General features: G+C 63.1%; 22 protein-coding genes. 18 read left to right on the top strand and 4 right to left on the bottom strand.

The genetic code is table 11. The annotated features are described in order from the left end of the window. Positions 1 to 4: 4 nt before the first annotated feature. From G3N59_RS19940 to G3N59_RS19920, 5 genes are all read left to right on the top strand, one after another. A complete protein-coding gene (locus G3N59_RS19940; RefSeq protein ID WP_205984352.1) occupies positions 5 to 229 on the top strand; it encodes a hypothetical protein in 225 nt (74 codons plus the stop codon). Between the two features lie 10 nt (positions 230 to 239). After that, positions 240 to 968 (top strand): GntR family transcriptional regulator, encoded by a 729-nt coding sequence (locus tag G3N59_RS19935; protein WP_205984351.1) that lies wholly within the window; start codon positions 240 to 242, stop codon positions 966 to 968. 442 nt (positions 969 to 1410) lie between these two features. Further along, entirely contained in the window at positions 1411 to 2658 is a 1248-nt protein-coding gene (gene frc, locus G3N59_RS19930) for a formyl-CoA transferase (RefSeq protein ID WP_205984350.1), read from the top strand. Positions 2659 to 2706: 48 nt separating this feature from the next. Then, positions 2707 to 3519, top strand: a complete 813-nt coding sequence (locus G3N59_RS19925) for a fumarylacetoacetate hydrolase family protein (protein WP_205984349.1) — start codon at positions 2707 to 2709, stop codon at positions 3517 to 3519. Positions 3520 to 3565: 46 nt separating this feature from the next. Beyond that, entirely contained in the window at positions 3566 to 4561 is a 996-nt protein-coding gene (locus G3N59_RS19920; protein WP_205984348.1) for a hypothetical protein, read from the top strand. 25 nt (positions 4562 to 4586) lie between these two features. Here the strand turns inward: G3N59_RS19920 and G3N59_RS19915 are convergent, their stop codons facing one another. Beyond that, on the bottom strand, positions 4587 to 5531 hold the full coding sequence (locus tag G3N59_RS19915) for a LysR family transcriptional regulator (protein ID WP_205984347.1): 945 nt from the start codon (positions 5529 to 5531) through the stop codon (positions 4587 to 4589). 383 nt (positions 5532 to 5914) lie between these two features. On the opposite strand from G3N59_RS19915, the gene oxlT reads away from it, so the two are divergent. Both oxlT and G3N59_RS19905 read left to right on the top strand, forming a co-directional pair. Continuing rightward, complete coding sequence (gene oxlT, locus G3N59_RS19910) at positions 5915 to 7240, top strand: oxalate/formate MFS antiporter (RefSeq protein ID WP_205984346.1); 1326 nt, start codon at positions 5915 to 5917, stop codon at positions 7238 to 7240. A 9-nt stretch (positions 7241 to 7249) separates the two neighbouring features. Further along, entirely contained in the window at positions 7250 to 8236 is a 987-nt protein-coding gene (locus G3N59_RS19905; RefSeq protein ID WP_205984345.1) for a LysR family transcriptional regulator, read from the top strand. Between the two features lie 64 nt (positions 8237 to 8300). Here the strand turns inward: G3N59_RS19905 and G3N59_RS19900 are convergent, their stop codons facing one another. Together G3N59_RS19900 and gltS are read right to left on the bottom strand one after the other, a co-directional pair. Then, complete coding sequence (locus G3N59_RS19900; RefSeq protein ID WP_205984344.1) at positions 8301 to 9278, bottom strand: 2-dehydropantoate 2-reductase; 978 nt, start codon at positions 9276 to 9278, stop codon at positions 8301 to 8303. Positions 9279 to 9436: 158 nt separating this feature from the next. After that, positions 9437 to 10639 carry a sodium/glutamate symporter gene (gene gltS / locus G3N59_RS19895; protein ID WP_205984343.1) on the bottom strand — a complete coding sequence of 401 codons (1203 nt, stop codon included), beginning with the start codon at positions 10637 to 10639 and terminating at the stop codon, positions 9437 to 9439. Between the two features lie 276 nt (positions 10640 to 10915). On the opposite strand from gltS, the gene G3N59_RS19890 reads away from it, so the two are divergent. The 11 genes from G3N59_RS19890 to G3N59_RS19840 all read left to right on the top strand — a co-directional run bounded on the left by G3N59_RS19890 (position 10916) and on the right by G3N59_RS19840 (position 20646). Then, complete coding sequence (locus tag G3N59_RS19890) at positions 10916 to 12325, top strand: DUF2252 domain-containing protein (protein ID WP_205984342.1); 1410 nt, start codon at positions 10916 to 10918, stop codon at positions 12323 to 12325. Between the two features lie 128 nt (positions 12326 to 12453). After that, on the top strand, positions 12454 to 13335 hold the full coding sequence (locus G3N59_RS19885) for a LysR substrate-binding domain-containing protein (RefSeq protein ID WP_205984341.1): 882 nt from the start codon (positions 12454 to 12456) through the stop codon (positions 13333 to 13335). A gap of 19 nt (positions 13336 to 13354) precedes the next feature. Next, positions 13355 to 14146: an SDR family oxidoreductase gene (locus tag G3N59_RS19880; protein WP_205984340.1), complete on the top strand. Its 792-nt coding sequence runs from the start codon at positions 13355 to 13357 to the stop codon at positions 14144 to 14146. Positions 14147 to 14233: 87 nt separating this feature from the next. Continuing rightward, the gene (locus G3N59_RS19875; protein ID WP_205984339.1) at positions 14234 to 14440 is read left to right on the top strand and encodes an oxidoreductase-like domain-containing protein; all 207 of its coding nucleotides are present in this window, start codon (positions 14234 to 14236) and stop codon (positions 14438 to 14440) included. A gap of 64 nt (positions 14441 to 14504) precedes the next feature. Next, the gene (locus tag G3N59_RS19870; RefSeq protein WP_241023649.1) at positions 14505 to 15365 is read left to right on the top strand and encodes an NAD-dependent protein deacetylase; all 861 of its coding nucleotides are present in this window, start codon (positions 14505 to 14507) and stop codon (positions 15363 to 15365) included. A 65-nt stretch (positions 15366 to 15430) separates the two neighbouring features. Beyond that, on the top strand, positions 15431 to 16048 hold the full coding sequence (locus tag G3N59_RS19865; RefSeq protein ID WP_205984337.1) for a pyridoxamine 5'-phosphate oxidase family protein: 618 nt from the start codon (positions 15431 to 15433) through the stop codon (positions 16046 to 16048). Positions 16049 to 16061: 13 nt separating this feature from the next. Next, positions 16062 to 16682, top strand: a complete 621-nt coding sequence (locus G3N59_RS19860) for a DUF938 domain-containing protein (RefSeq protein WP_205984336.1) — start codon at positions 16062 to 16064, stop codon at positions 16680 to 16682. Between the two features lie 292 nt (positions 16683 to 16974). Next, positions 16975 to 18387 (top strand): NADP-dependent phosphogluconate dehydrogenase, encoded by a 1413-nt coding sequence (gene gndA / locus G3N59_RS19855; RefSeq protein ID WP_205984335.1) that lies wholly within the window; start codon positions 16975 to 16977, stop codon positions 18385 to 18387. A 266-nt stretch (positions 18388 to 18653) separates the two neighbouring features. Then, positions 18654 to 18983 (top strand): DUF4148 domain-containing protein, encoded by a 330-nt coding sequence (locus G3N59_RS19850; RefSeq protein WP_205984334.1) that lies wholly within the window; start codon positions 18654 to 18656, stop codon positions 18981 to 18983. 882 nt (positions 18984 to 19865) lie between these two features. Next, complete coding sequence (locus tag G3N59_RS19845; RefSeq protein ID WP_205984333.1) at positions 19866 to 20186, top strand: DUF1778 domain-containing protein; 321 nt, start codon at positions 19866 to 19868, stop codon at positions 20184 to 20186. Continuing rightward, positions 20161 to 20646 carry a GNAT family N-acetyltransferase gene (locus tag G3N59_RS19840; protein WP_241023633.1) on the top strand — a complete coding sequence of 162 codons (486 nt, stop codon included), beginning with the start codon at positions 20161 to 20163 and terminating at the stop codon, positions 20644 to 20646. The genes G3N59_RS19845 and G3N59_RS19840 overlap by 26 nt, the downstream gene beginning before the upstream one ends. Before the next feature lie 40 nt (positions 20647 to 20686). On the opposite strand, the gene G3N59_RS19835 is transcribed toward G3N59_RS19840, so the two are convergent. Next, positions 20687 to 21505: a DUF2968 domain-containing protein gene (locus G3N59_RS19835; RefSeq protein ID WP_205984331.1), complete on the bottom strand. Its 819-nt coding sequence runs from the start codon at positions 21503 to 21505 to the stop codon at positions 20687 to 20689. Positions 21506 to 21588 lie beyond the last annotated feature (83 nt).

Below are 21588 nucleotides of genomic sequence, written 5' to 3'. Positions count from 1 at the left end.
TCAAATGGATTTCGTCTCTCTCGCACTCTTTGGCGCAGCGGTGGTGGGTTTAGGCGCGGCTGCAACGGTTATGATCGCAAAGTGGCTGCCGCAGTCGGCCATCGAGCAGGCTGGCCAGCATGGCCGTTTCGTCGGTTTGGGCGAAGCGCCGCGCGTGCAGGCGGTCCGTCAACACGTCCGTTCGCATGTCGGTCCCAAGGTCGGGCCGCAGGTGGGTCGTATCGGTTAAAGGGCAATGAATGTCGTCAGAACACACTGAAGTTGTCGCCACCCGGGAAGCCGCGCCGCTCACGCTGGCGCTGCAACCCATCAATGCCACGCTGAGCCTGCGCGATCAGGCTTATGCCATGCTGCGTCAGGCCATTGCCGACGCCGACATCTATCAGTCGCGCGAAGAAATCCGTCTGGACGAGCGCGTGCTGAGCGAAACGCTCGGCGTGAGCCGCACGCCGGTGCGCGAGGCCATGACCTTGCTCGAGCAGGAAGGCTTTCTGCGCATGGTGCCGCGTCGCGGCATCTATATCGTGCGCAAGAACAAGCGTGAAATCGTCGAAATGATCCAGATGTGGGCCGCGCTGGAAAGCATGGCCGCGCGTCTCGCGACGCTGCACGCCACAGACGAGGAAATCGCCCGTCTGCGTCACATGTTCGACGCGTTCCGCGACAGCACGCCGGCCGAGCATATCGCCGAGTACTCGGATGCCAACATCGCCTTCCACCAGGCGATCGTCGAACTCTCGAAGTCGCAGATCATTCTCGATACCATCAAGAACATCTTCGTGCACGTGCGCGCGATTCGTCGCATGACGATCTCGCAAAGCGACCGCGCATCGCGTTCGATCGTCGATCATCTGCGCATCATCGAGGCGCTCGAAAAGCGCGACACCGAGCTTGCCGAGCGCCTCGCGCGCCAGCATTCGCTCGATCTCGCCGCCTATGTCGAGAAGCATTGCGATTTTCTCGACTGAGCCTGTAGCGGTTCGCCGTACAAGCTGATGCCAGCGGGAGACCTTCGGGTCTCCCGTTTTCGTTTGGGCGCCGGATTCGCGGCGGCGAAAAGGTCAGAATTTTATGCGCATCAAGGCGGCCGGCGTGGCCGCGTTTTGAGCATCCCGCACGCCCAATCCGAAATATCTCCGCACTGAAAGGCCGTTCAGACCTCGGGGTTTTCCCGTTCATGCAGTGCAGCAATCATCCTTCAGGGGCAACAAACCCATATCCGACAAGGCTCACAGCCCGATCGGCATGCATTTTGGGCGGATAAACCCGCTCTTGCTTCGTTGTGATATATCACATACCGTATTGAAAACGGACGCAGCGACGCAGCGCTCCCGCAGAACCGATTCCTGATTCCACGATTTCGTTTTTTCGTTATCTCGCCCGGCCACGACTAAATCAAGGAGACCTGACATGGGCAAGGCACTGGATGGTGTGCGTATTCTCGACTTCACGCATGTGCAGTCGGGCCCGACCTGCACGCAGCTTCTCGCCTGGTTTGGCGCTGACGTCATCAAGGTAGAACGTGCGGGCGCGGGCGATATCACGCGCGAGCAACTGCGCGATCTGCCCGATGCGGACAGCCTGTACTTCACGATGCTCAACGGCAACAAGCGCTCGCTGACGCTCGATACGAAGAATCCGCAGGGCAAGCGTGTGCTCGAACGGCTGATTCGCGATTGCGATGTGCTGGTCGAAAACTTCGCGCCCGGCGCGCTCGAACGCATGGGCTTTAGCTGGGAGCATATCCAGTCGCTCAATCCGCGCATGATCGTGGCTTCGGTGAAGGGCTTCGGCCCGGGGCCGTACGAGGACTGCAAGGTCTACGAGAACGTCGCGCAATGCGTGGGCGGCGCGGCCTCCACCACGGGTTTCGACGATGGTCCGCCGGTGGTCTCGGGCGCACAGATCGGCGATAGCGGTACGGGTCTGCATCTGGCGCTGGGCATCGTCACCGCGCTTTATCAGCGGACGCATACGGGACGCGGCCAGAAGGTGCTGGCGGCCATGCAGGACGGCGTGCTCAATCTTTGCCGCGTAAAGCTGCGCGACCAGCAGCGGCTGGAGCGCACCGGCGTCATGAAGGAGTATCCGCAATTCCCGAATGCGGCTTTCGGCGAGGCCGTGCCGCGTGCAGGCAATGCCTCGGGCGGCGGTCAGCCGGGCTGGATTCTCAAGTGCAAAGGTTGGGAGAGCGACCCGAACGCCTATATATATTTCATCGCGCAGGCGCCTGTGTGGGACCGCATCTGCAAGCTGATCGGCCGCGAGGAATGGATCGACGATCCGCGTTACGCGACGCCCAGCGCGCGCCTGCCGCACTTGAAGGATATTTTCGCCGAGATCGAGCACTGGACCATGCATCGCACCAAGTTCGAAGCGATGGCCGTGCTCAATCGGCACGACATTCCGTGCGGCCCGATTCTTTCGATGAAGGAAATCGCCAATGACGAATCGCTGCGCGCGAGCGGCACGATCGTCGAAGTCGATCATCCGGTGCGCGGCAAATATCTCACCGTCGGCAATCCCATCAAGCTCTCGGACAGTCCCACCGAAGTCACGCGTTCGCCGATGCTCGGCGAGCATACCGACGAGGTGCTGACGCAGTTCGGCTATAGCGAAACGGAGATTCGCTCGCTGCGTGCCGCGGGCGCCATCTGATTGCGCGCGCAACCAATTCATAACATCGATGAACCGACGGAGCAGAGCATGGACACATGGATGCGCTTGATGGCGAACGACGGCAGTATCGTGTTCGGTCGCGTCGAAAACGGTTATCTGCATGAATACGAAGGCATCGATCAGCCGGTGCCCACGGGCGCCGTGCTGTCGATGCGTGCGCTCACGCCGCTTGCGCCTTGCGCGCCGGGCAAGGTCGTCGCGCTCTGGAATAACTTTCACGCGCTTGCACTCAAGCTCGAAAAGCCGGTGCCCGAGCATCCGCTTTTTCTGATCAAGCCCGCGGAATCGGTGATCGGTTCGGGCGCGGCGATTCGCAGGCCTGCCCACTATGCGGGAAAAATCGTTTTCGAAGGCGAGTTGGCCATTGTGATCGGCAAGCGTTGCCGCAATGCAAGTCTCGAAGAAGCGCAGGCCGCGATCTTCGGCTACACGGTCGTGAACGATGTGACGGCGGCGGGCTTGCTGGCGGAGAATCCGCACTTCCCGCAATGGTGCCGCGCGAAGGGATTCGATACGTTCTGCTGTCTGGGACCGGCGATCGTTTCGGGCTTCGACTGGCGCAGTGCGCGTGTCGTGACCTTGCTCGATGGTGTGGAGCGACAGAATTATCCGCTCGACGATATGGTGTTTACGCCCGCGCAGCAGGTCAGCCTGATTTCGCAGGATCTCACGCTGGAGCCCGGCGATGTGATCGCGTGCGGGACCTCGCTTGGCGTGGGTTCGATCGGCGAAGGCGCAACGGTGGAAGTCACGATCGAGGGCATCGGCACGCTGGCGAACGCACTGAACGCGCCGGTCGCGGAGCGGCAAACGCAGAGCGAAGACGAGCGAGTGGTTTAAGCGCTGTTCACCGGGCAGCCTGACGCGCGATACCTGAGGAGAAGAGATGCCGCAGCAACTGGCTGGCGACGCGTTGTGCCTGGGCGGCGCCATGCTATTCGCGTGGTTCGTCTGTGCATTTGCACAATTCGCACCGCTCGCGTCGGGCTGGATTCGACGCGAGCCGGTTCGCGCACGGCCATGTTGCACGCGCACGAGCGAAACCGAGCGCTCGCGCCATCTGTGGCTGGCCATTTCCTTTGCACTGCTATTGACGATCACGCCAGGCGTGCTGGCGGCCTTGTTCACCCAAAGCGCGCTGGCGGTAGCGGCGGCGGAATTGGGCGCGTTGTCTGGCTTATGGATGGGCACGCGTCTCGATCTCACGCGGCGCGTGCGCGTGGTGGCAGCGATGGGGTGTGTATTCGGCGTCACGGCCACTGTATCGAGTGTGATCTGCATGGTTTTCATACAGCAGCACACGGTCAGCATGCGCGTCGCGCTCTATATGACGGCGATATGGGGCGCAGTGGCCTTGGGCGCAGCCACATTCATGCTCGCGCGCGAGCCGCGAACCATCGCGCGCAAGCACAAGCCCTTGAGCCGTGGCGAATCCGCGCTGCATCTCACGGCGCTCGCGCTGATTGCCGCGTTGGGCGATGGCTTCGCAACGGTTCATATCGGAACGTCGCGATCGTCGATGGAATTTGCGCTCTCGGCACTCGGCGCGGCCTGCGTGCTGGCCGCCGCGTTAGGCGTGCGTCTGATGGGCGGCGCGCGGCGCATGCCGCGAACGCGTCCTGCGCGCAGCACGCAGGACGTATCGAAACGACCCGCTCCAGTGAGCCTCGTCACCGTGCCCGATAGCTGGCTGGTCACGGCATGCGGCACGGCCGCCTACGAACCCGCAGCGTTCGATACCTGGCTTTCCCTCTATGAGCCGCCTGGCGAAACGCCGCGCGACACGCATCACGCCTCGCGCGATTCCCCACGCCGAAGGCGCAATCGCAGTCGCCAGACCTCGAAATCGCGGCGCGTCACGAAAATCATTCATCAGGCGTAACTGTTACGCCCGTAACCATAGGTCCTTACTTATGAAGTGAGGCCTGTGAGACTCGTGTAATGTTTTCGATCAGTTGCGCGCCTTCCTCCATGAGGAAGCGTTTGAACGCGAGCGCAACCGGCGGCAGACGCTTGTTTTTCCGGTGCACGACGTACCAGTTGAGCATGACGGGAAAGCCCTCGACGTCGAGCACGGCGAGGTGCCCGACCTGGAGTTCGAGGCTGATCGTATGCGCCGATAAAAACGCGATCCCCATGCCCGCGATCACGGCCTGCTTGATCGTTTCGGTGCTGTGAATCTCCATCGCGATCTTCAGGTTCGTGAGCTTGCCCGCGAAGCCTTCCTCCATCGAATTCCACGTGTCCGAGCCGCGCTCGCGCACGATGAACGCCTCGTTGGCGAGCGTGCTGATCTTGATGTTGCGCTTGTTGGCAAGCGGATGCGTGGGCGCGGCGACGATCACATAAGGATGCGGCGCAAACGTTTCGTTGATGGCGTCCGTGGCGTGCGGAGGCCGCACCATGATCGCCAGATCGGTCTGGTTCGTGGAGAGTTGATGCAGTAACTGCTCGCGGTTATGCACCGAGAGATTGAGCTCAACGCCCTTGTAGCGCCGCGTGAATTCGGCCAGCAGGCGCGGAAAGAAGTAGTCGCCTGCACTGATCACCGCCACGTTGAGCTTGCCGCCAGAGACGCCTTTTAGCTGGCTCATGGCTTCGTCGACTTCGTGGAACTGCTGCATGATCGCGCGGCTGTAATGAAGCATTTCCGTGCCGGCGGGCGTGAGATAGATCTTCTTGCCCAGTTGCTCGAAGAGCGGCAGGCCGGCGTGCTCTTCGAGCTGCCTGACCTGCGTGGAAACGGCTGGCTGGGTGAGGTGCAACTCTTCCGCGGCACGCGAAAAACTGAGGTGGCGCGCCACGGTCTCGAAGACCTTCAACTGGCGCAGCGTGGCGTTCCGCATGGTCATAGCCGATCCATAAAGGATGGTGAATCCTCATAATAACAAACTTTAATTGTGACTAATTGAGTAATCACCCTAGCATGAGTTGAAAGGAGTCCGAATGCATCGTCTTTTGCGTGCGGGTTAACGCCTAAATCAGCGAAAAACACTGTGTTTAAGGCGGGAAAACCCGAATCGAACGACACGAAAAGGCAGGCCGGAGCCGCATTCAGGTAGTCAAACGAAAGCGTCGAATTAAAGCAGCTTCAGGATTTTTAATTCGATTTTTCGTGTGACTAATCGAATGGAAACAGAAAGTCGAAGGTAGAGAAATAGAGAACCATAAGTAGATGACTATGCAGGCCGGCAAAAGCACCGGCCCCCATGAATGGATAGCGGAGACAAGCGAGATGAATGCAATCGGTCAGAGGAGCGAAGGCGGTCCGTTCTGGACGAACCGCTGGTGTCAACTGGTAGTCGGCATGCTATGCATGGCACTCGTTGCCAATCTGCAGTACGCGTGGACCTTGTTCGTTGCGCCGATGAATGCGCGCCATCATTGGGGCGAAGCATCGATTCAACTGGCGTTCTCCATTTTCATCCTGACCGAGACCTGGCTCGTGCCGGTCGAAGGCTGGCTCGTCGACAAGTTCGGTCCGCGCCCGGTCGTGGCGGTTGGTGCGCTGTGCGCGGGTCTCGCCTGGGTGCTCAATTCCTATGCGACCACGTTGCCGATGCTTTACGCCGCGTCCGTGATTGCGGGCATTGGCGCGGGCGGCGTGTACGGCACCTGCGTGGGCAACGCGCTCAAGCTGTTCCCCGACCGCCGCGGTCTCGCAGCGGGTCTCACGGCGGCGGGCTTCGGGGCGGGCGCAGCGGTCACGGTGATCCCCATCGCCAACATGATCACGCGCTCGGGCTATGAGCACACGTTTCTTTTCTTCGGCATCCTGCAGGGCGCGGCGATTCTCGTGCTGGCCTTCCTGCTCGTGAAGCCGGTGCCGCGCGCCGCCGCTGCGGCTCGCCGTATGGTCTCGCGGGTCGATTACACGCCCGGACAGATGGTGCGCCAGCCCGTGTTCTGGATCATCTACGTCTCGTTCGTAGCGGTCGCGGCGGGCGGCCTGATGGCCACGGCGCAGATCGGGCCGATCGCGAAAGACTGGGGGCTCGCACGCATTCCGATGACGGTGTTCGGCGCCACGTTGCCGCTGCTCACGCTCACGCTGTCGATCGATAACATCTGCAATGGCTTCACGCGTCCGTTGTGCGGCTTCATCTCCGACAAGATCGGCCGTGAAAACACCATGTTCATCATCTTCGTGGGCGAAGGGCTGGCGCTGCTCGGCATGATGCAATACGGCACGAATCCCTATGCGTTCATGACGTTCGCGGCGCTGATCTTCCTGTTCTGGGGCGAGATCTTCTCGATCTTCCCGGCAATCTGCGCCGATACCTTCGGCAGCAAGTTCGCCGCCGCCAACGCAGGCACGCTTTACACCGCGAAGGGCACGGCTGCGCTGCTGGTGCCGGTGGCTTCGGTGTTGTCGGCGACGGGCGGCTGGAGCGCGGTGTTCATCGTCGCGGCGATCATCACGATTGCGGCCGGCGTGAGCGCCAAGTTCATCCTCGCACCGATGCGCCAGCGCCTGATCGAGCAGAACGGCGAACCGGCCGCGACGCTGTCCACGCACACCGGCACGCTTCAGCACTGGCCGAACCAAAGTGGCGAATGACGTTTGGCGATGAACGTCTCGCTCCAGCAACTCAAGGTGTTCGTCGCCGTCGCGCGCTCGCGCAGCTTCACGCGCGCGGCGCGCGAATTCGGTCTTACGCAGTCTGCGGTCAGCCGCTGCGTGCGCGATCTCGAAGAAGCCGTCGACCTGAAACTCTTCGATCGCACCACGCGTCAGGTCGAACTGACGCTTGCAGGCAGCGGCTTCGAGCGGCGCATTGCGCATCTGCTCGACGAAATCGACATGGCGTTGAACGAGGGCCGCGATGCGCATCAGGCGCATCGCGGCATTGTCACGGTGGCGAGCAATCCGGCGCTTTCGTCGGGCTGGGTGCCGGGTGCGCTTGCGCATTGCGCCCGCGCGTTGCCTGCCGTCACCTTGCACTTGCAGGACTTGCCGCAAGACGCGGTCTTGCAGGCCGTCGAGCAGGGCGAAGTGGATTTCGGCGTGATTTCGCAAGCGGTGCCGTCGCTGCGCCTGTCGAGCGGTCAATTCGACGTGCAGCCGCTCGCGGCGACGCCCTTGTGCGCATTGTTGCCCGCGCAACATTCTCTTGCGCAGCATGCTTCGCTACCTTGGGCCGCAATCGCGCATGAAGCGCTCGTTACGCTCAATCGCGATTCGGGCTGCCACAGCGCGGTGATGCGTGCGCTCGAAGGTTTGCGCGCGCCCGATCGTGCCGTACAGGAACTCGCACATTCAAGCGGTATCGCGCGCATGACGCAGCTCGGCATGGGTATCGGCATTCTGCCGGTTTGTACCGACGCCGATGCCCGCCATTGGCCCGCGCCTGCCGCTTCGCTCGTGACGCGCGTGCTGCATCCCGTTGTGCAGATCAGCACGATGCTCGTGCGGCGGCGTCATCGCTCGTTGCGTCCGTGCGCGCAGGCGGCGTGGACCGAGTTTGTCGCGGCGGGGCGCGTTCAGGAAGTCGAGGCAGCGGCATGCGCGATTGACACGCAGGAACCGCAGACCGCCGATTCCATCGCGCCATAAAGCAATCGCGCAATAAAAAAGGCCGCGCTTTCGCGCGGCCTTCTCACATTCCCGACTCCCGCATTCAAGCAGCGAGCTTCGCCATCTGCTCGCGCTGCTTGACCAACGCAAGCACCGTATCGATGGCAGGCGTCGCTTCGCCCACCAGCATGCCCATTTCCTGCACTACCGTCAGCAGCGGATCGATTTCCATCGGCCGACGCTGCTCCAGATCGACCAGCATCGACGTCTTGTGCGCGCCCACCGCGCCCGCACCGTCGATACGCCGTTCGATATCCACGCGAAAATGCACGCCAAAGCGCTCGGCAATACGTTGCGCTTCCAGCATCATCGTGCGTGCCACCGCGCGCGTGGCGGGGTCCTGCGTAATCACGTCGAGCGTTGCGTGCGTGAGCGCGCTGATCGGGTTGAAGCAGAGATTGCCCCACAATTTCAGCCAGATTTCATCGCGGATATTGTCGCGGATCGGCGCTTCGAAACCGGCCGCCGTCATCGCTTCATGAAGCTGGACGATGCGCGGCGTGCGTTCGCCCGACGGTTCGCCGATCGGAAACTTCTTGCCGTACACATGACGGATCACGCCCGGCGCGTCGATTTCCGCAGCGGGATAGAGCACGCAGCCAATCGCGCGGTCGGGCCCGAGACGCGTCCACTGCGAACCGTCGGGATCGATGCTTTCGAGCCGCGTGCCTTCGAACTTGCCGCCATGCCGGTGAAAGTACCAATAAGGAATGCCGTTGGTGCCGGTGACGATGGCCGTATGTTTGCCGAGCAGCGGCTGCATCGAATCGATCACGCCCGCCACCGAATGCGCCTTGAGCGTGACGATCACGATATCCTGCACGCCCAGTTCGCGCGGATCATTCGTGCAACGAACCTTTGCGACGTACTCCTCGCCGTCCATCAAGAGACGCGCGCCGTGCTCGCGCATGGCGGCCAGATGCGGTCCGCGTGCCACAAAGCTCACGTCCGCGCCTGCGCGTGCGAGCTGCACGCCCATCATCCCGCCTATCGCGCCCGCTCCGAAGATGCAGATCTTCATGTGATTCCCCAATGACGTTGAAAACCGCGTGTCCATCGATTGAGCGCGCACGTGCTGCGCCGACGGACGATGATTCGAGCATAGGGGGCGCGGTCGATTAACGACAGTTAAAGTTTCTCCTCTGCATCATCCAGAAAGACTTATGGTTAATGAGGCGCTTAGTGGAAGAAAGGCAGCGCCAGAAACAGCTTGATGACGATGGCGTTGGCGATATCGATGAAGAATGCCGCCACCATCGGCACGACCAGAAACGCCAGATGCGAATGGCCGAAGCGCGCCGTGACGGCCTGCATATTGGCGATGGCGGTGGGCGTCGCGCCCAGGCCGAAACCGCAATGGCCGGCCGCGAGCACCACGGCGTCGTAATTCGCGCCCATCACGTGGAAGGTCACGAACATCGCGTAGAGCACCATCAGCACGGTCTGCGCGACGAGGATGGAGAACACCGGCAGCGCGAGCGCGGCGAGATCCCACAGGCGCAGCGTCATGAGCGCCATCGCCAGAAAGAGCGCGAGGCTGACATTGCCGATCAGCGCCACGGCATGTCCGGCAACCGGACGCCCGAGCAGCGCGAGACCGTTGGCGAGCAGCACGGCCACGAACAGCACGCAGACGAACGCGGGCAATTCGGCGGGCGTGCCCGTGAGCCACTGCGCGATGAGGTTGCCCAGCGCGAGACTGATGGCGATCAGCGTGAGCGTTTCAATGAAAGCGGCGGCGGTGGTCGGTTGTTCGGCTTGGGGTTCTTCGAAGGCCTGGGCGTCGCGTGCAGGGTTGTCGGTCGAGATGCCTTCATCGCGCCCGAGCCGCTTGAGCAGACGCTGCGCCACCGGGCCGCCAAGAATGCCGCCCATCACCAGGCCGAAGGTTGCGCACGCAATCGCGGCTTCCGTCGCGGATTGCAGGCCGTGATGTTCGGTGAAGACCTTGCCCCACGCCGCGCCCGTGCCATGTCCGCCCGACAGCGAAACCGATCCGCCCAGCAGTCCGAACAGCGGATCGACGCCCAGCGCGTAGGCGAGCGCAATGCCTAGCGTGTTCTGCAACACCAGCAGTCCCACCACGATGACCAGGAAGCGCGCGAGCATCGGGCCGCCCGCCTTGAGGCTCGCGAGATTCGCGTTCAGGCCGATGGTCGCGAAGAACGCCAGCATCAGCGGCGTTTGCAGCGAAGCGTCGAAACTCACGTCGAGATGCGCGAACGAATGCAAACCGAACAGCACGAGTGCGGCGACAAGGCCGCCCGCCACCGGTTCGGGAATCGTCCATTTGCGCAGCAAGGGCAAGGCGGCCACGAGCCGGTTGCCGAGCAGCAGGACGAGCGACGCGGCCACCAGCGTTCCGTAGACATCGACATTCATCAAGGCCTCGCAATGCGGCGAAGGTCGAGCCCGAGCCGCGCCAGGGGCTACATCTGGGCGTGCGCCGTGTGCGGACCATGACGCCGTCCCCGCGAGCGGCGTCCACAGCGCACGGTACACGAGCGGGGCGTGCGGTGCGCGGGCGGTGTCCGGCTTGCGTAAAAGAGGGCCACGGGCTTAAATACGGCAGGCGCGCGTGTCGGCATCGAACGATGCAGGCGCCGATGCGGGACGAATCACGGCATCCACGAACACCCTCAAGAACGGGAGCAGTTCATGAATGGAAAGACCGTTGCGGAACGCGAAGCGGCCGGGCGTGCCGCACGCGAAAAGGCGAAGCGCTCGGGCCACCGGCTGGTGGGCGACCTCAAGCGCGATCCGCTCGAAATACTCCAGCAAAGCAGCGAGGGCCGCGTGCCCAACCTCGTGCCGCTACGCTACGGGCGCATGATTGTTTCGCCGTTCACGTTCTTTCGCGGCAGCGCCGTGTTGCAGGCGCACGATCTTGCGCAGGTGCCGAACACCGGCATGTCGATGCAGATTTGCGGCGATGGCCATCTGCTGAACTTCGGCGGCTTCGCCACGCCCGAGCGCCAGCTTGTCTTCGATCTCAACGATTTCGACGAAGTCGCGCCCGCTCCCTGGGAATGGGATCTGAAGCGGCTGGTGGCGAGCTTCGTGGTGGCGGCGCGGCATATGCGCTATTCGCGCGGCGTGGCCGAAGATCTGGTGATGACGGTGGTGAACACCTATCGCGACCGCATGCGTCAGTACTCGGAATATGGCGCGCTCGAACTCTGGTACGACAAGATCACCTTCGACCGTATGGCCGAAAGCGCGCTCACGCCGGACGGCCGCCGCCTGATTCGACGCGGCATGGAAAAGGCCGCGGGCCGCACGCACGAAAGCATGCTGGAAAAGCTGGCGTATCACGACGGCGCGCACTGGACGATACGCGATGCACCGCCCGCGCTCTTTCACGTACACGGCCCGAACTCGCTCTACGAATCCGAGGACAACTGGCTCACGCTCGGCGACTGGCGTCAGCTCATCACGCCGATGTACGAGGCGTATCTAAAGACACTCGCGCCCGATCGCCGCGAACTGGTCGAGCATTTCGATCTTCAGGATCTCGTATTCAAGGTGGTGGGCGTGGGCAGTGTGGGCACGCGTTGTCTGGTGTTGCTGCTCGTCGATCATCACAACAAGCCGCTGTTTCTCCAGGTGAAGGAAGCGCGCCGCTCGGTGATTTCGCAGTACTTCAAGTCGCCCGCGTTCAAGCACGAAGGCGCGCGCGTCGTGCAAGGCCAGCGGCTGTTGCAGGCCGCGAGCGATCTGTTTCTCGGCTGGTCGACGGGGCCTTCGGGGCGGCATTTCTATTTCCGCCAGTTGCGCGACATGAAGCTGTCCGTCGAACTCGATCTGCTCGATAGCACCCTGCTCGCGGGCTATGCACGTTTATGCGGCTGGGCGATGGCGCGCGCGCATGCGAAGTCGAGTAACGCGGCGATCGAAATCGCTGCCTATATCGGGCGCAGCGATCAGTTCGCCGAAGCGCTCGCGGGCTATGGCGCTGCCTACGCCGATCAGGTGGAGCGCGACTACGACGCGTTCGTGAAGGCCGCGCGCTCGGGCGCGATCTCCGCGCGTAGCGACGAGGATATGGCGGCGGATTTCCGGGTCTGATTTCGAGGTCTGATTTTGTGGTCTGAATACCGGCGTCGCGCAGCGCGGACGCGTTATCCTTGCGCTTTTGTTTCGCCGCATGCGTGGCGCGTTTTGTTGTTGACGCGCTCGCGTGCGGCTCGCGCCTCATGCGTCTACGACACATCGAAGTCTTTCACGCGATCATGCGCACGGGCTCGCTTTCGAAGGCCGCCGAGCTGCTGTGCGTTTCGCAACCCGCCGTGAGCAAGGTGCTCGCGCATGCCGAGCGCAGCGCGGGCCTCAAGCTGTTCGCGCGCACCCACGGCCGCCTGCAAGCCACGCGCGAAGCCGAATTGCTGTTCGCCGAAACCCAGAAGCTGCAATCGAGTCTCGACAGCATCCGCGATCTTGCGCGCAATCTGGCGTTGCGCCCGCAGGGGCTGCTGCGCATCGGCTGCCTGCCCAGTCTGGGGATGAGCCTGATTCCGCAGGCCGTCGAGGCGTTTCGCGCGAGTTATCCCGAGGTCTCGCTCAAGGTCCAGACGCGTCACACGACGGAGCTGCTCAACGCGCTGCTGACGCGCGAACTCGATGTGGGCGTGGCGCTCAATCCGCCCGCGCGGCCCGGCATCGAGGCGCTCGAACTCGGGCGCACCGCGGTGGTGTGCGTCGCGCCGCCCGACGATCCTTCGCCTGCGGGCGAAGCGCTCGCGCTGGAGGATTGCGTCGAGGGCGCGTGGATCAGCATCGGCAATGTCGATCCGCTGGGCGAGGCGATCGGGCATCTGCTGGAAACGCAGGGCGTGGATGGGCAACTCGCGGCCGTCGAGGCGCAGACCTGGTATGTGGCGCGTGCGCTCGCGGCGCGCGGCGTCGGGCGTGTGCTGCTCGACGAAATCACGGCGCGCAGCGCGGGCGAGCCGGTGGCGATCCGGCGCGTGGAGCCGGAACTGACGATCGGCGTCTTCGCGGTGTGGCGCGACGGCGGCATGGATTCGCAGGCGGGCAGGGCGTTTGTCGATGTGCTGCGCGCGCGGCTCGCAACCTAACTGAACGGAGGCAAGAACGATGATTGACGCGACACAGCAAGCTGGGCAAGCCACGCAAGCGGCACAGAAAATCGCGCTCGTGACCGGCGCGGGCAGCGGCATCGGGCGCGCCTGCGCACGCAAGCTGCTGGCCAACGGTTATGCCGTGGTGCTGGTGGGACGGCGCGCCGAACCGCTCGAAGCGCTCGCCGCCGAAGCGCACGCGGCAGGGCAGACGGCGCTGGCCGCGCCCTGCGACGTGACGGACGTGGCCGCCGTCGAAGCGCTGTTCGAAGCCGTGCACGCGCGATTCGGCCGCCTCGATCTGCTGTTCAACAATGCGGGGCGCAACGCGAAAGCTGTGGATATCGACGAGCTTTCGGTCGAAGACTGGCGCGCCGTGGTCGATACCAATCTCACGGGCGTGTTTCTCTGCACGCGCGCGGCGTTTGCGCTGATGAAGCGGCAAAGCCCGCGCGGCGGCCGCATCATCAACAACGGCTCGATTTCGGCTCATGCGCCGCGGCCGTTCAGCATCGCGTACACGGCGACCAAGCACGCGATCACCGGCCTCACGAAATCGGTTTCGCTCGACGGGCGGCGTTACGACATCGCCTGCGGCCAGATCGACATCGGCAATGCGGCGACGGAAATGGCCGGGCGCATGGCGCATGGCGTGCCGCAGGCGAACGGCGAGATCGCGGTCGAACCCTTGATGGACGTCGAACTGGTCGCCGATGCGGTGCTGCACATGGCGCAACTGCCGCTCGCGGCCAACGTGCAGTTCATGACGATCATGGCGACCAAGATGCCCTTCGTGGGTCGCGGATAACGACGTAGCCAAGGCGCGAGGCGCACCGGGCGCGCATGCCAGCGCTCCCGTATACTGGCAGTCGATCCGCCTTAAAGCCTGCCTGCAATGTCCCTGCCAGTGAATTCCGAGGACGATCCGCGTCCCCTCCCGCCCGAGCGCCCCGACGACAACGCCTGTTGCCAAAGCGGCTGCGACCCCTGCGTCTTCGATCTCTACAACGACGAAGTGAGCCGTTACCGCGCCGCGCTGGCGGAATGGGAAAAGCGCGCAGCCGCGCGGCAGGCGGAGCAGTCCGCGAAAGCGCACGGCTGACGACCCACGTTTCCCGAGCCGAGTCATGCCCGATATCGCCCCGTCTGTCGAAACCCCGGCCACGATGGCCACATTGGCCACCGCCGCCGATCCCGCCGCCCTCGACGCGCTGCACGCCTTCGTCGAGCGCCATCCGCGCCTGTTCGTGCTGACCGGCGCGGGCATCAGCACGGATTCGGGCATTCCCGGTTATCGCGACGACAACGGCGCCTGGAAGCGTTCGCCGCCCATCACCTTGCAGGAATTCCTCGGCTCGGAAAGCTGGCGCCGGCGCTACTGGGCGCGCAGCATGATCGGCTGGCCGACCGTCGGGCTCGCGCAGCCCAACGGCGCGCATCGTGCGCTTGCGCAGCTTCAGGCCGCAGGGCGCGTGGGTGCGCTCGTGACCCAGAACGTCGATGGGCTGCATCAGCGTGCGGGCAGTCACGATGTCATCGAACTGCACGGCAGCATCGGCCATGTGCATTGTCTCGATTGCGGCGCGCAATACTCGCGCGCCTCCGTGCAGCCGGAGCTGGTGGTGCGCAATCCGGCGGTCGCGGGCGCATTCGCCGAACCGGCCGCCGATGGCGACGCCCATCTCGACTTCGACGGCGCCAATGCGTTCCACATTCCCGCCTGCGCGGCCTGCGGCGGCATGCTCAAGCCGTCGGTGGTGTTTTTCGGCGAGAACGTGCCGCGCGAGCGCGTAGCGGCGGCGTCCGACGCGCTCGACGAGGCGGACGCGGTGCTGGTGGTCGGCTCGTCGCTGATGGTGTATTCGGGCTACCGTTTCTGCGCGTGGGCGCAGCAGCGCGGCAAGCCGGTCGCGGCCATCAACCTCGGCAAGACGCGCGCCGATCCGCTGCTCGCGCTCAAGGTCGCCGCGCCATGCGCGGCCTCGCTCGAAGCGCTGGTGGCGCGCCTCGCTGCATCGCCTTCGTAAAATCGCATCACGCCGGCCCGCCGCAACGCCGCCAACCGATCCGCCCATCGACGAGGAAGCGCACCATGCTCAACACCATCGCCGAACTCGAAGCCCATTACGGCGAGCCGAACGAACGCTCGCTGCGTAAGGAAATCGACTACATCAACGCGGATTACCGCCGCTTTATCGAGTTGTCGCCGTTCGTGGTGATGGCGTCGGGCGGCCCGGAAGGGATGGACTGTTCGCCGCGCGGCGACGCGCCCGGCTTCGTGCGTGTCGTCGATGCGCGCACGCTCGCGCTGCCCGACCGGCCCGGCAACAATCGCGTCGACAGTCTGCGCAATGTCGTGGCCGCACCGCAGATCGGCCTGTTGTTCATGGTGCCGGGTGTGGGCGAGACCTTGCGGGTGAACGGCCGCGCGCGCGTGAGTCTGGACGCCGCGCTGCTGCAAAGCTTCGCCGTGGACGGCAAGCCGCCGCGCTCGGTGCTGCTGATCGACGTCGAAAGCGTCTACTTTCACTGCGCCAAGGCGATCGCGCGCTCGAATCTGTGGGACCCGGCGCGTTATGTGGAGCGCTCGCAACTGCCGAGCGCGGGCGAAATGCTGCGCCGCGTGAGCGACGAACAATATGGCGAGGGCTTCGACGTCGAACGTTACGAAGCCGATCTCGCCGAACGCATGAAGAAAAGCCTGTACTGAACCATTGATACCGATGAACGACCCGCAAGCCAGCCTGCGCCTTAGCGCGCCCGCCGCCGCGCGCAACGCCGCGCCCATTCTCGACGTCCTGCGCACGGCGCTGCCCGCGCACGGCACGGTGCTGGAAATCGCCAGCGGCACCGGCCAGCATGCCGTGCACTTCGCCACGGCGCTGCCCGGCATCGACTGGCAACCCAGCGACGCCGATGCGCGCGCCCGCGCCTCCATCGCGGCGTGGCGCGAGCACGCGGGCCTCGTCAATCTGCGCGCGCCGCTCGATCTGGACGTGCGCCGCGAGCCCTGGCCCGTCGATGCGGTGGACGCCATCGTCTGCATCAACATGATTCATATCTCGCCGTGGGAAGCCACCATTGCGCTGATGAAAGGCGCGGGCGCGCGCATCGCCCAGGGCGGCGCGCTGGTGCTGTACGGTCCGTACCGGCGCGACGGCGCACACACGGCGCCGTCCAACGAAGCGTTCGATGCCGATCTGCGCGCACGCGACCCGGCATGGGGCGTGCGGGACCTCGAAGCCGTCGACGCGCTCGCGCGCGCCGAAGGTTTCGTCTGCGAGGCCGTCGTGCCGATGCCGGCGAACAATTTCACGGTGGTTTTTCGCAAGCGTAATGCGTAAAAAGCGTCAGGAAGCGCAGCAGCAGACCCGCGACACGCGCTCATCGAGCGTCAAGTGAGCGATAATCGCGGCCCTCGATAAGCAGTGCGCGCTCACGAAGCGCGCGCTGGACGTGACGACGAAGGCCTGCGGACAGGCGCGCCGCGCAACAGTCTGAACCGATCGCAGCAAGGCTGCAGGCCCGTGCGCGCAAGCGGGCATCGTTGGAGCGTTTCCCTTATCCTTGCACGATCGACGCCTCTCGCAAGACCTGCGCGGGCGTCACCCCAATCGATTGAAGTGGAGAGTCAACATGAGCAAACAGGCAATCGGCGTGGTGGGTCTGGCCGTGATGGGGCGCAATCTTGCGCTCAACATCGAAAGCCGCGGCCATGCGGTGTCGGTGTTCAACCGCAGCCGCGAGAAAACCGATGAGCTGATCGCTGAGTTCCCCGAGCGCAAGCTCGTGCCGACGTACACGCTCGAAGAGTTCGTCGAGTCGCTCGAAAAGCCGCGTCGCATTCTGCTGATGGTCAAGGCCGGCGAAGCCACCGACGCCACCATCGCAGCGCTCAAGCCGCTGCTGGACAAGGGCGACATCCTGATCGACGGCGGCAACACGCACTTCACCGACACGATCCGCCGTAATCAGGAACTCGCCAAGGCGGGCCTGCATTTCATCGGCACGGGCGTGTCGGGCGGCGAAGAAGGCGCGCTCAAGGGCCCGTCGATCATGCCGGGCGGTCAGCGCGATGCTTACGATCTGGTTGCACCGATCCTCACCGAAATCGCCGCGAAGGCGCCGGCCGACGGCGAGCCGTGCGTGGCCTACATGGGCCCGGACGGCGCAGGCCACTACGTGAAGATGGTGCACAACGGCATCGAGTACGGCGATATGCAGCTGATCGCCGAAAGCTATGCGGTGCTCAAGCAGGTGGTCGGCCTGACGAACGAAGAACTCGGCAAGGTCTACACGGAGTGGAACCAGGGCGAGCTCGACAGCTACCTGATCGAAATCACCTCGAAGATCTTCGACAAGAAGGACGAAGAGACGGGCCAATATCTCGTCGACGTGATTCTCGACCGCGCGGCGCAAAAGGGCACGGGCAAGTGGACGAGCCAGAACGCGCTGGATCTGGGCGCGCCGCTGCCGCTGATCACCGAAGCCGTGTTTGCGCGCGTGCTGTCGTCGCTCAAGACGCAGCGCGTGGCCGCGAGCAAGGTGCTGGCGGGCCCGCAGACCAAGCCGTTCTCGGGCGACCGTACCGCCTTCATCGAAGCCGTGCGCCGCGCACTGTACTTCTCGAAGGTGATTTCGTACGCACAGGGCTTCGCGCAACTGCGCGCCGCTTCGGACGAGTACAAGTGGGATCTGCAGTACGGCACGATCGCCAAGATCTTCCGCGCGGGCTGCATCATCCGCGCGCGCTTCCTGCAGAAGATCACCGACGCCTACGCGAAGGACGCGCAACTGGCCAACCTGCTGCTCGATCCTTATTTCGCCGATATCGCCGCCAACTATCAGGCTGCGCTGCGCGACGTGGTGATCCACGCCGTGACGGCGGGCGTGCCGGTGCCGGCGTTTTCGTCGGCGGTTGCGTACTTCGACGCGTATCGCTCGGAGCGCGTGCCCGCGAATCTGGTGCAGGCGCAGCGCGACTTCTTCGGCGCGCATACGTTCGAGCGTACCGACAAGCCGGGCAGCTTCCACGCTGACTGGTCGTAATCGGCTAGTTTCGGCTGGTTTCGGCACGTGGCAGTGATCGGCTAAGTTAGCGCTCACTGCGGCGATTGCCCGCATAGTCGTTGCGGGTATTTGTCGAATGAATAGGGGAACCCCACGGGGTTCCCCTTTTTTATTACCGTTTTCGCAACGGTGTATTTAGTAATTAGGGTTTTCCCTAGAGCGAATAAGAGCCTAGACTTCAGTCAATCGCAGACGGACATGAACACCAGCCCGAAAGCGCCAATAAAACAGATGGAGGTCGAATCATGAAGAAGCTTATCCCCGCAGTCGTCGTGGCAGCCGCTCTTGTCGTTCCGGCGCTTTCGTTTGCCCAGTCGAGCCAGCAAGGCCTGACCCGCGCCCAGGTGCGCGCCGAGCTGGTCCAGCTCGAACAGGCTGGTTACAACCCGTCGGCTGATCGTGTGAATTACCCCGAAAATCTGCAGGCTGCTCAGGCTCGCGTGACCCAGGAAAAGCTGGCAAGCAACGATACGAGCGGTTACGGCGCGCCGGCAGTCGGTACGTCGCAAGCGGGCGGTCCGGCAGTGCAGCCGGCACACGTCACGCCGTCGCAGGCAGTGTATTTCGGCCACTAAGCAGGGCGTGGTCGTGAGTTGAAGCGAAGTTGCTGTGTGTGTTTCCAGTGGCTTCGCAAAGCAGGCGGTTGGAAATGTAGTGCGAGTTGTTGTAGTTGTAGTGAGAAGTTGCAGGGCGCTGTAAGCACAGAGGTGTGGTTAGCAGTTGCAGTTGCAGTATGTAGTGGAAGTTGCAGTGTGTAGTAGCAGGTCGCAGTAAGCAAAGAGGTGCAGTAGGCAGTTGCAGTTTGATGTCGTTGTGGTTGTAGCTTGAGTGTTTGTCTGGAAGTTGCAGTACGTAGTAGCAGTCGCAGTAAGCAAAGAGGTGTTGCAGGCAGTTGCAGTACGTAGCACGCAGTTGTTGTTGTTGTTGTTGTTGTTGTTGTTGTTGTTGTTGTTGTTGTTGTTGTTGTTGTTGCTTGAGTAGTTGGTAGTAGAGGTTGCAGTAGGTAGTAAGCAAAGAGGTGCAGTTCGCAGTAGATGTACTAGCAGTAGTAGTTGTTGCGTGAGAGCAAGTAGTCGCTGTAAGCAGTACGAAGTAGAGTTGGTAGTAGAAGTAGAAGCACGCAAAGAGGTTGCATTAGTTGTTGCAGCAGGCAGTACCCGCAGGTGTAGTTAGCTGTAGAGGTAGAAAATGCAGTACGAAGTAGCAGCATGCAGTCCAGCGCGGCCCGGTCCTTACCGGCCCGCGCTTTTCTTTTTTGGGCGGTAGAATTGTCGGTGGTGCCAATTTGTCACCACGAGTGCTACACTGACTCCACAGTCGAAACGGAGAGCAACAAGCCTTGTCTGGACCCGTGCCAGATAAAAAGGCGAAAAACTCATCACTGATCGAAACCAGGGACTTCAACGCAGCCGTAGCCGCCGGAAGGCGTGTCGGCAGAAGTCCAGCGAGGACACATCATGGCGATCAACAACGGTATGGAAAACGCCAGCCGCGGGCGTATCACCGCCCGGTTGAGTGCGGAAAAACAGGAAATCCTGCAGCTGGCTGCAGATCTCTCGGGTAGCACCCTCAACCAGTTCATTGTGCAGTCGGCGCTTCGCGCTGCAGAGCAGGTCATCGAGCAGGAAGAAGTTATTCGCTCCATCCGCCTGACGATGGAGGAATCAAAGCGCTTCTTTGCGCTGCTGGATGAGCCGCCCGCGCCGAACGAAGCCTTGCAGCGCGCAATGGCCCGCTTCAGGAACAAGAAGATTGGAAACGCAGATTCGACGTCTTGAGGAGACCGATGATCGTAGTCGTTTCGACTGCGGCGTCGGTGCTCTGAACGATTGGCTGCGCAACATGGCCAGTCAGCATCAGAAGAAGAACTTCTCGCGCACCTTTGTCGCGACCGAGCCCGGGGCGCCGGGGACAATCGTCGGCTACTACGCGCTCGCGGCGACTTCGGTGGAGACGGATTCCATGCCAGATAGGCGTTTGCCGAGAAGCGTATCGGCCGTGCTGCTCGCACGCCTTGCCGTCGACTTAAGTTGCCGTGGTCGTGGACTTGGCGAATCTCTGCTGATGCATGCGCTGGATACCGTGTTGACCGCTTCGCGCTCGGTAGGTGTGCAATGCATCGTCGTCGATGCCATCGACGATTCCGCCGTCGCGTTCTATCGCAAATACGGCTTCGTGCCGTTCACCGACATTCCGCGCAGGCTGTTCCTGCCCGTCGCGACGATCATGCAGGTATGACGACGGCCGGCTTTGTGCCGGCCGTTTGCTTTCCACCGCCTCACCGCCCCGTCAAATGCGGCACGCCCTCATTGCTCGTCACGCTTAGCTGATGAATCGTGCGGTGCGCCTTGTTCAGTTGCGCCTGCGCCGCGATCCGCTGCGCCTCCAGTTGAGCCACATCCTTGCGCACCTGATGCTGGCGCGCGCTCACCCGATGTTCCTGTTCCGCATGGCGCTGCAGATCGACGCGCAGCCGCTCCGCATGCGCCTCCGATTCCTCGATCTGCTTCGTGAGCACCGCATTCTGCGCGGCCAGTTGCGCGAGGCGGGTTTCACCATCGGCGAGCCGTGTCGCCTGCTCTTCCAGGTGATGAAACACGGCGCCCGCAGAATCCAGATCGGCGGCACGGAAGGCATGCCAGAGCGCGTTGTCCTGATGCATCGCCACGAAGTACGACAGCGTGCGCGCGTGGAACAGCAGGGTCACCGAATAATCGAAGCAGTGAAATACGCGGAAGGTGCTCAACTCGTCGGTGGCGGCGAGGGCGGTGAACGAAGCGCCGTCCGCGAGCTGGACCGGACGGTTGGCCAGATGCGCCGGCACGGCGGGCACGGCATGAAGCGTGGAAACCGGCCGTGGCGAAGCGCCGGCGTCAGGTATATCGGTAACTTCGTCGGTCACGTCGTCTGCGGACAGTTCGGCCTGCGCTTGCGCGTCGATACGCTCGGGCCCGGGATTTGCTGATGGCGCTGCGCCATGCTCGAGCTCGATTTCCTCGGCACTGACGCCATTCGCCTCGGACTCGACGCTCACGGCAACGAGATGCGATGCGCCGCCCGACAGCACGGCGTTACGGCGATGCAGAAAGGACTTCACGGCGTTTCCCCAGAAATATCCGGCCGCACGCCGCTTCAAACCGCTTCAAACCCGTTGCGAGAAGGGCGGGCGCGGCGTTCGGC

It is taken from the genome of Paraburkholderia sp. Ac-20340, from assembly GCF_017104965.1.
Classification (GTDB): Bacteria; Pseudomonadota; Gammaproteobacteria; order Burkholderiales; family Burkholderiaceae; genus Paraburkholderia.
The sequence above is the reverse complement of the archived record's forward strand: the minus strand, read 5'-3'. Positions and strand labels throughout refer to the sequence as shown.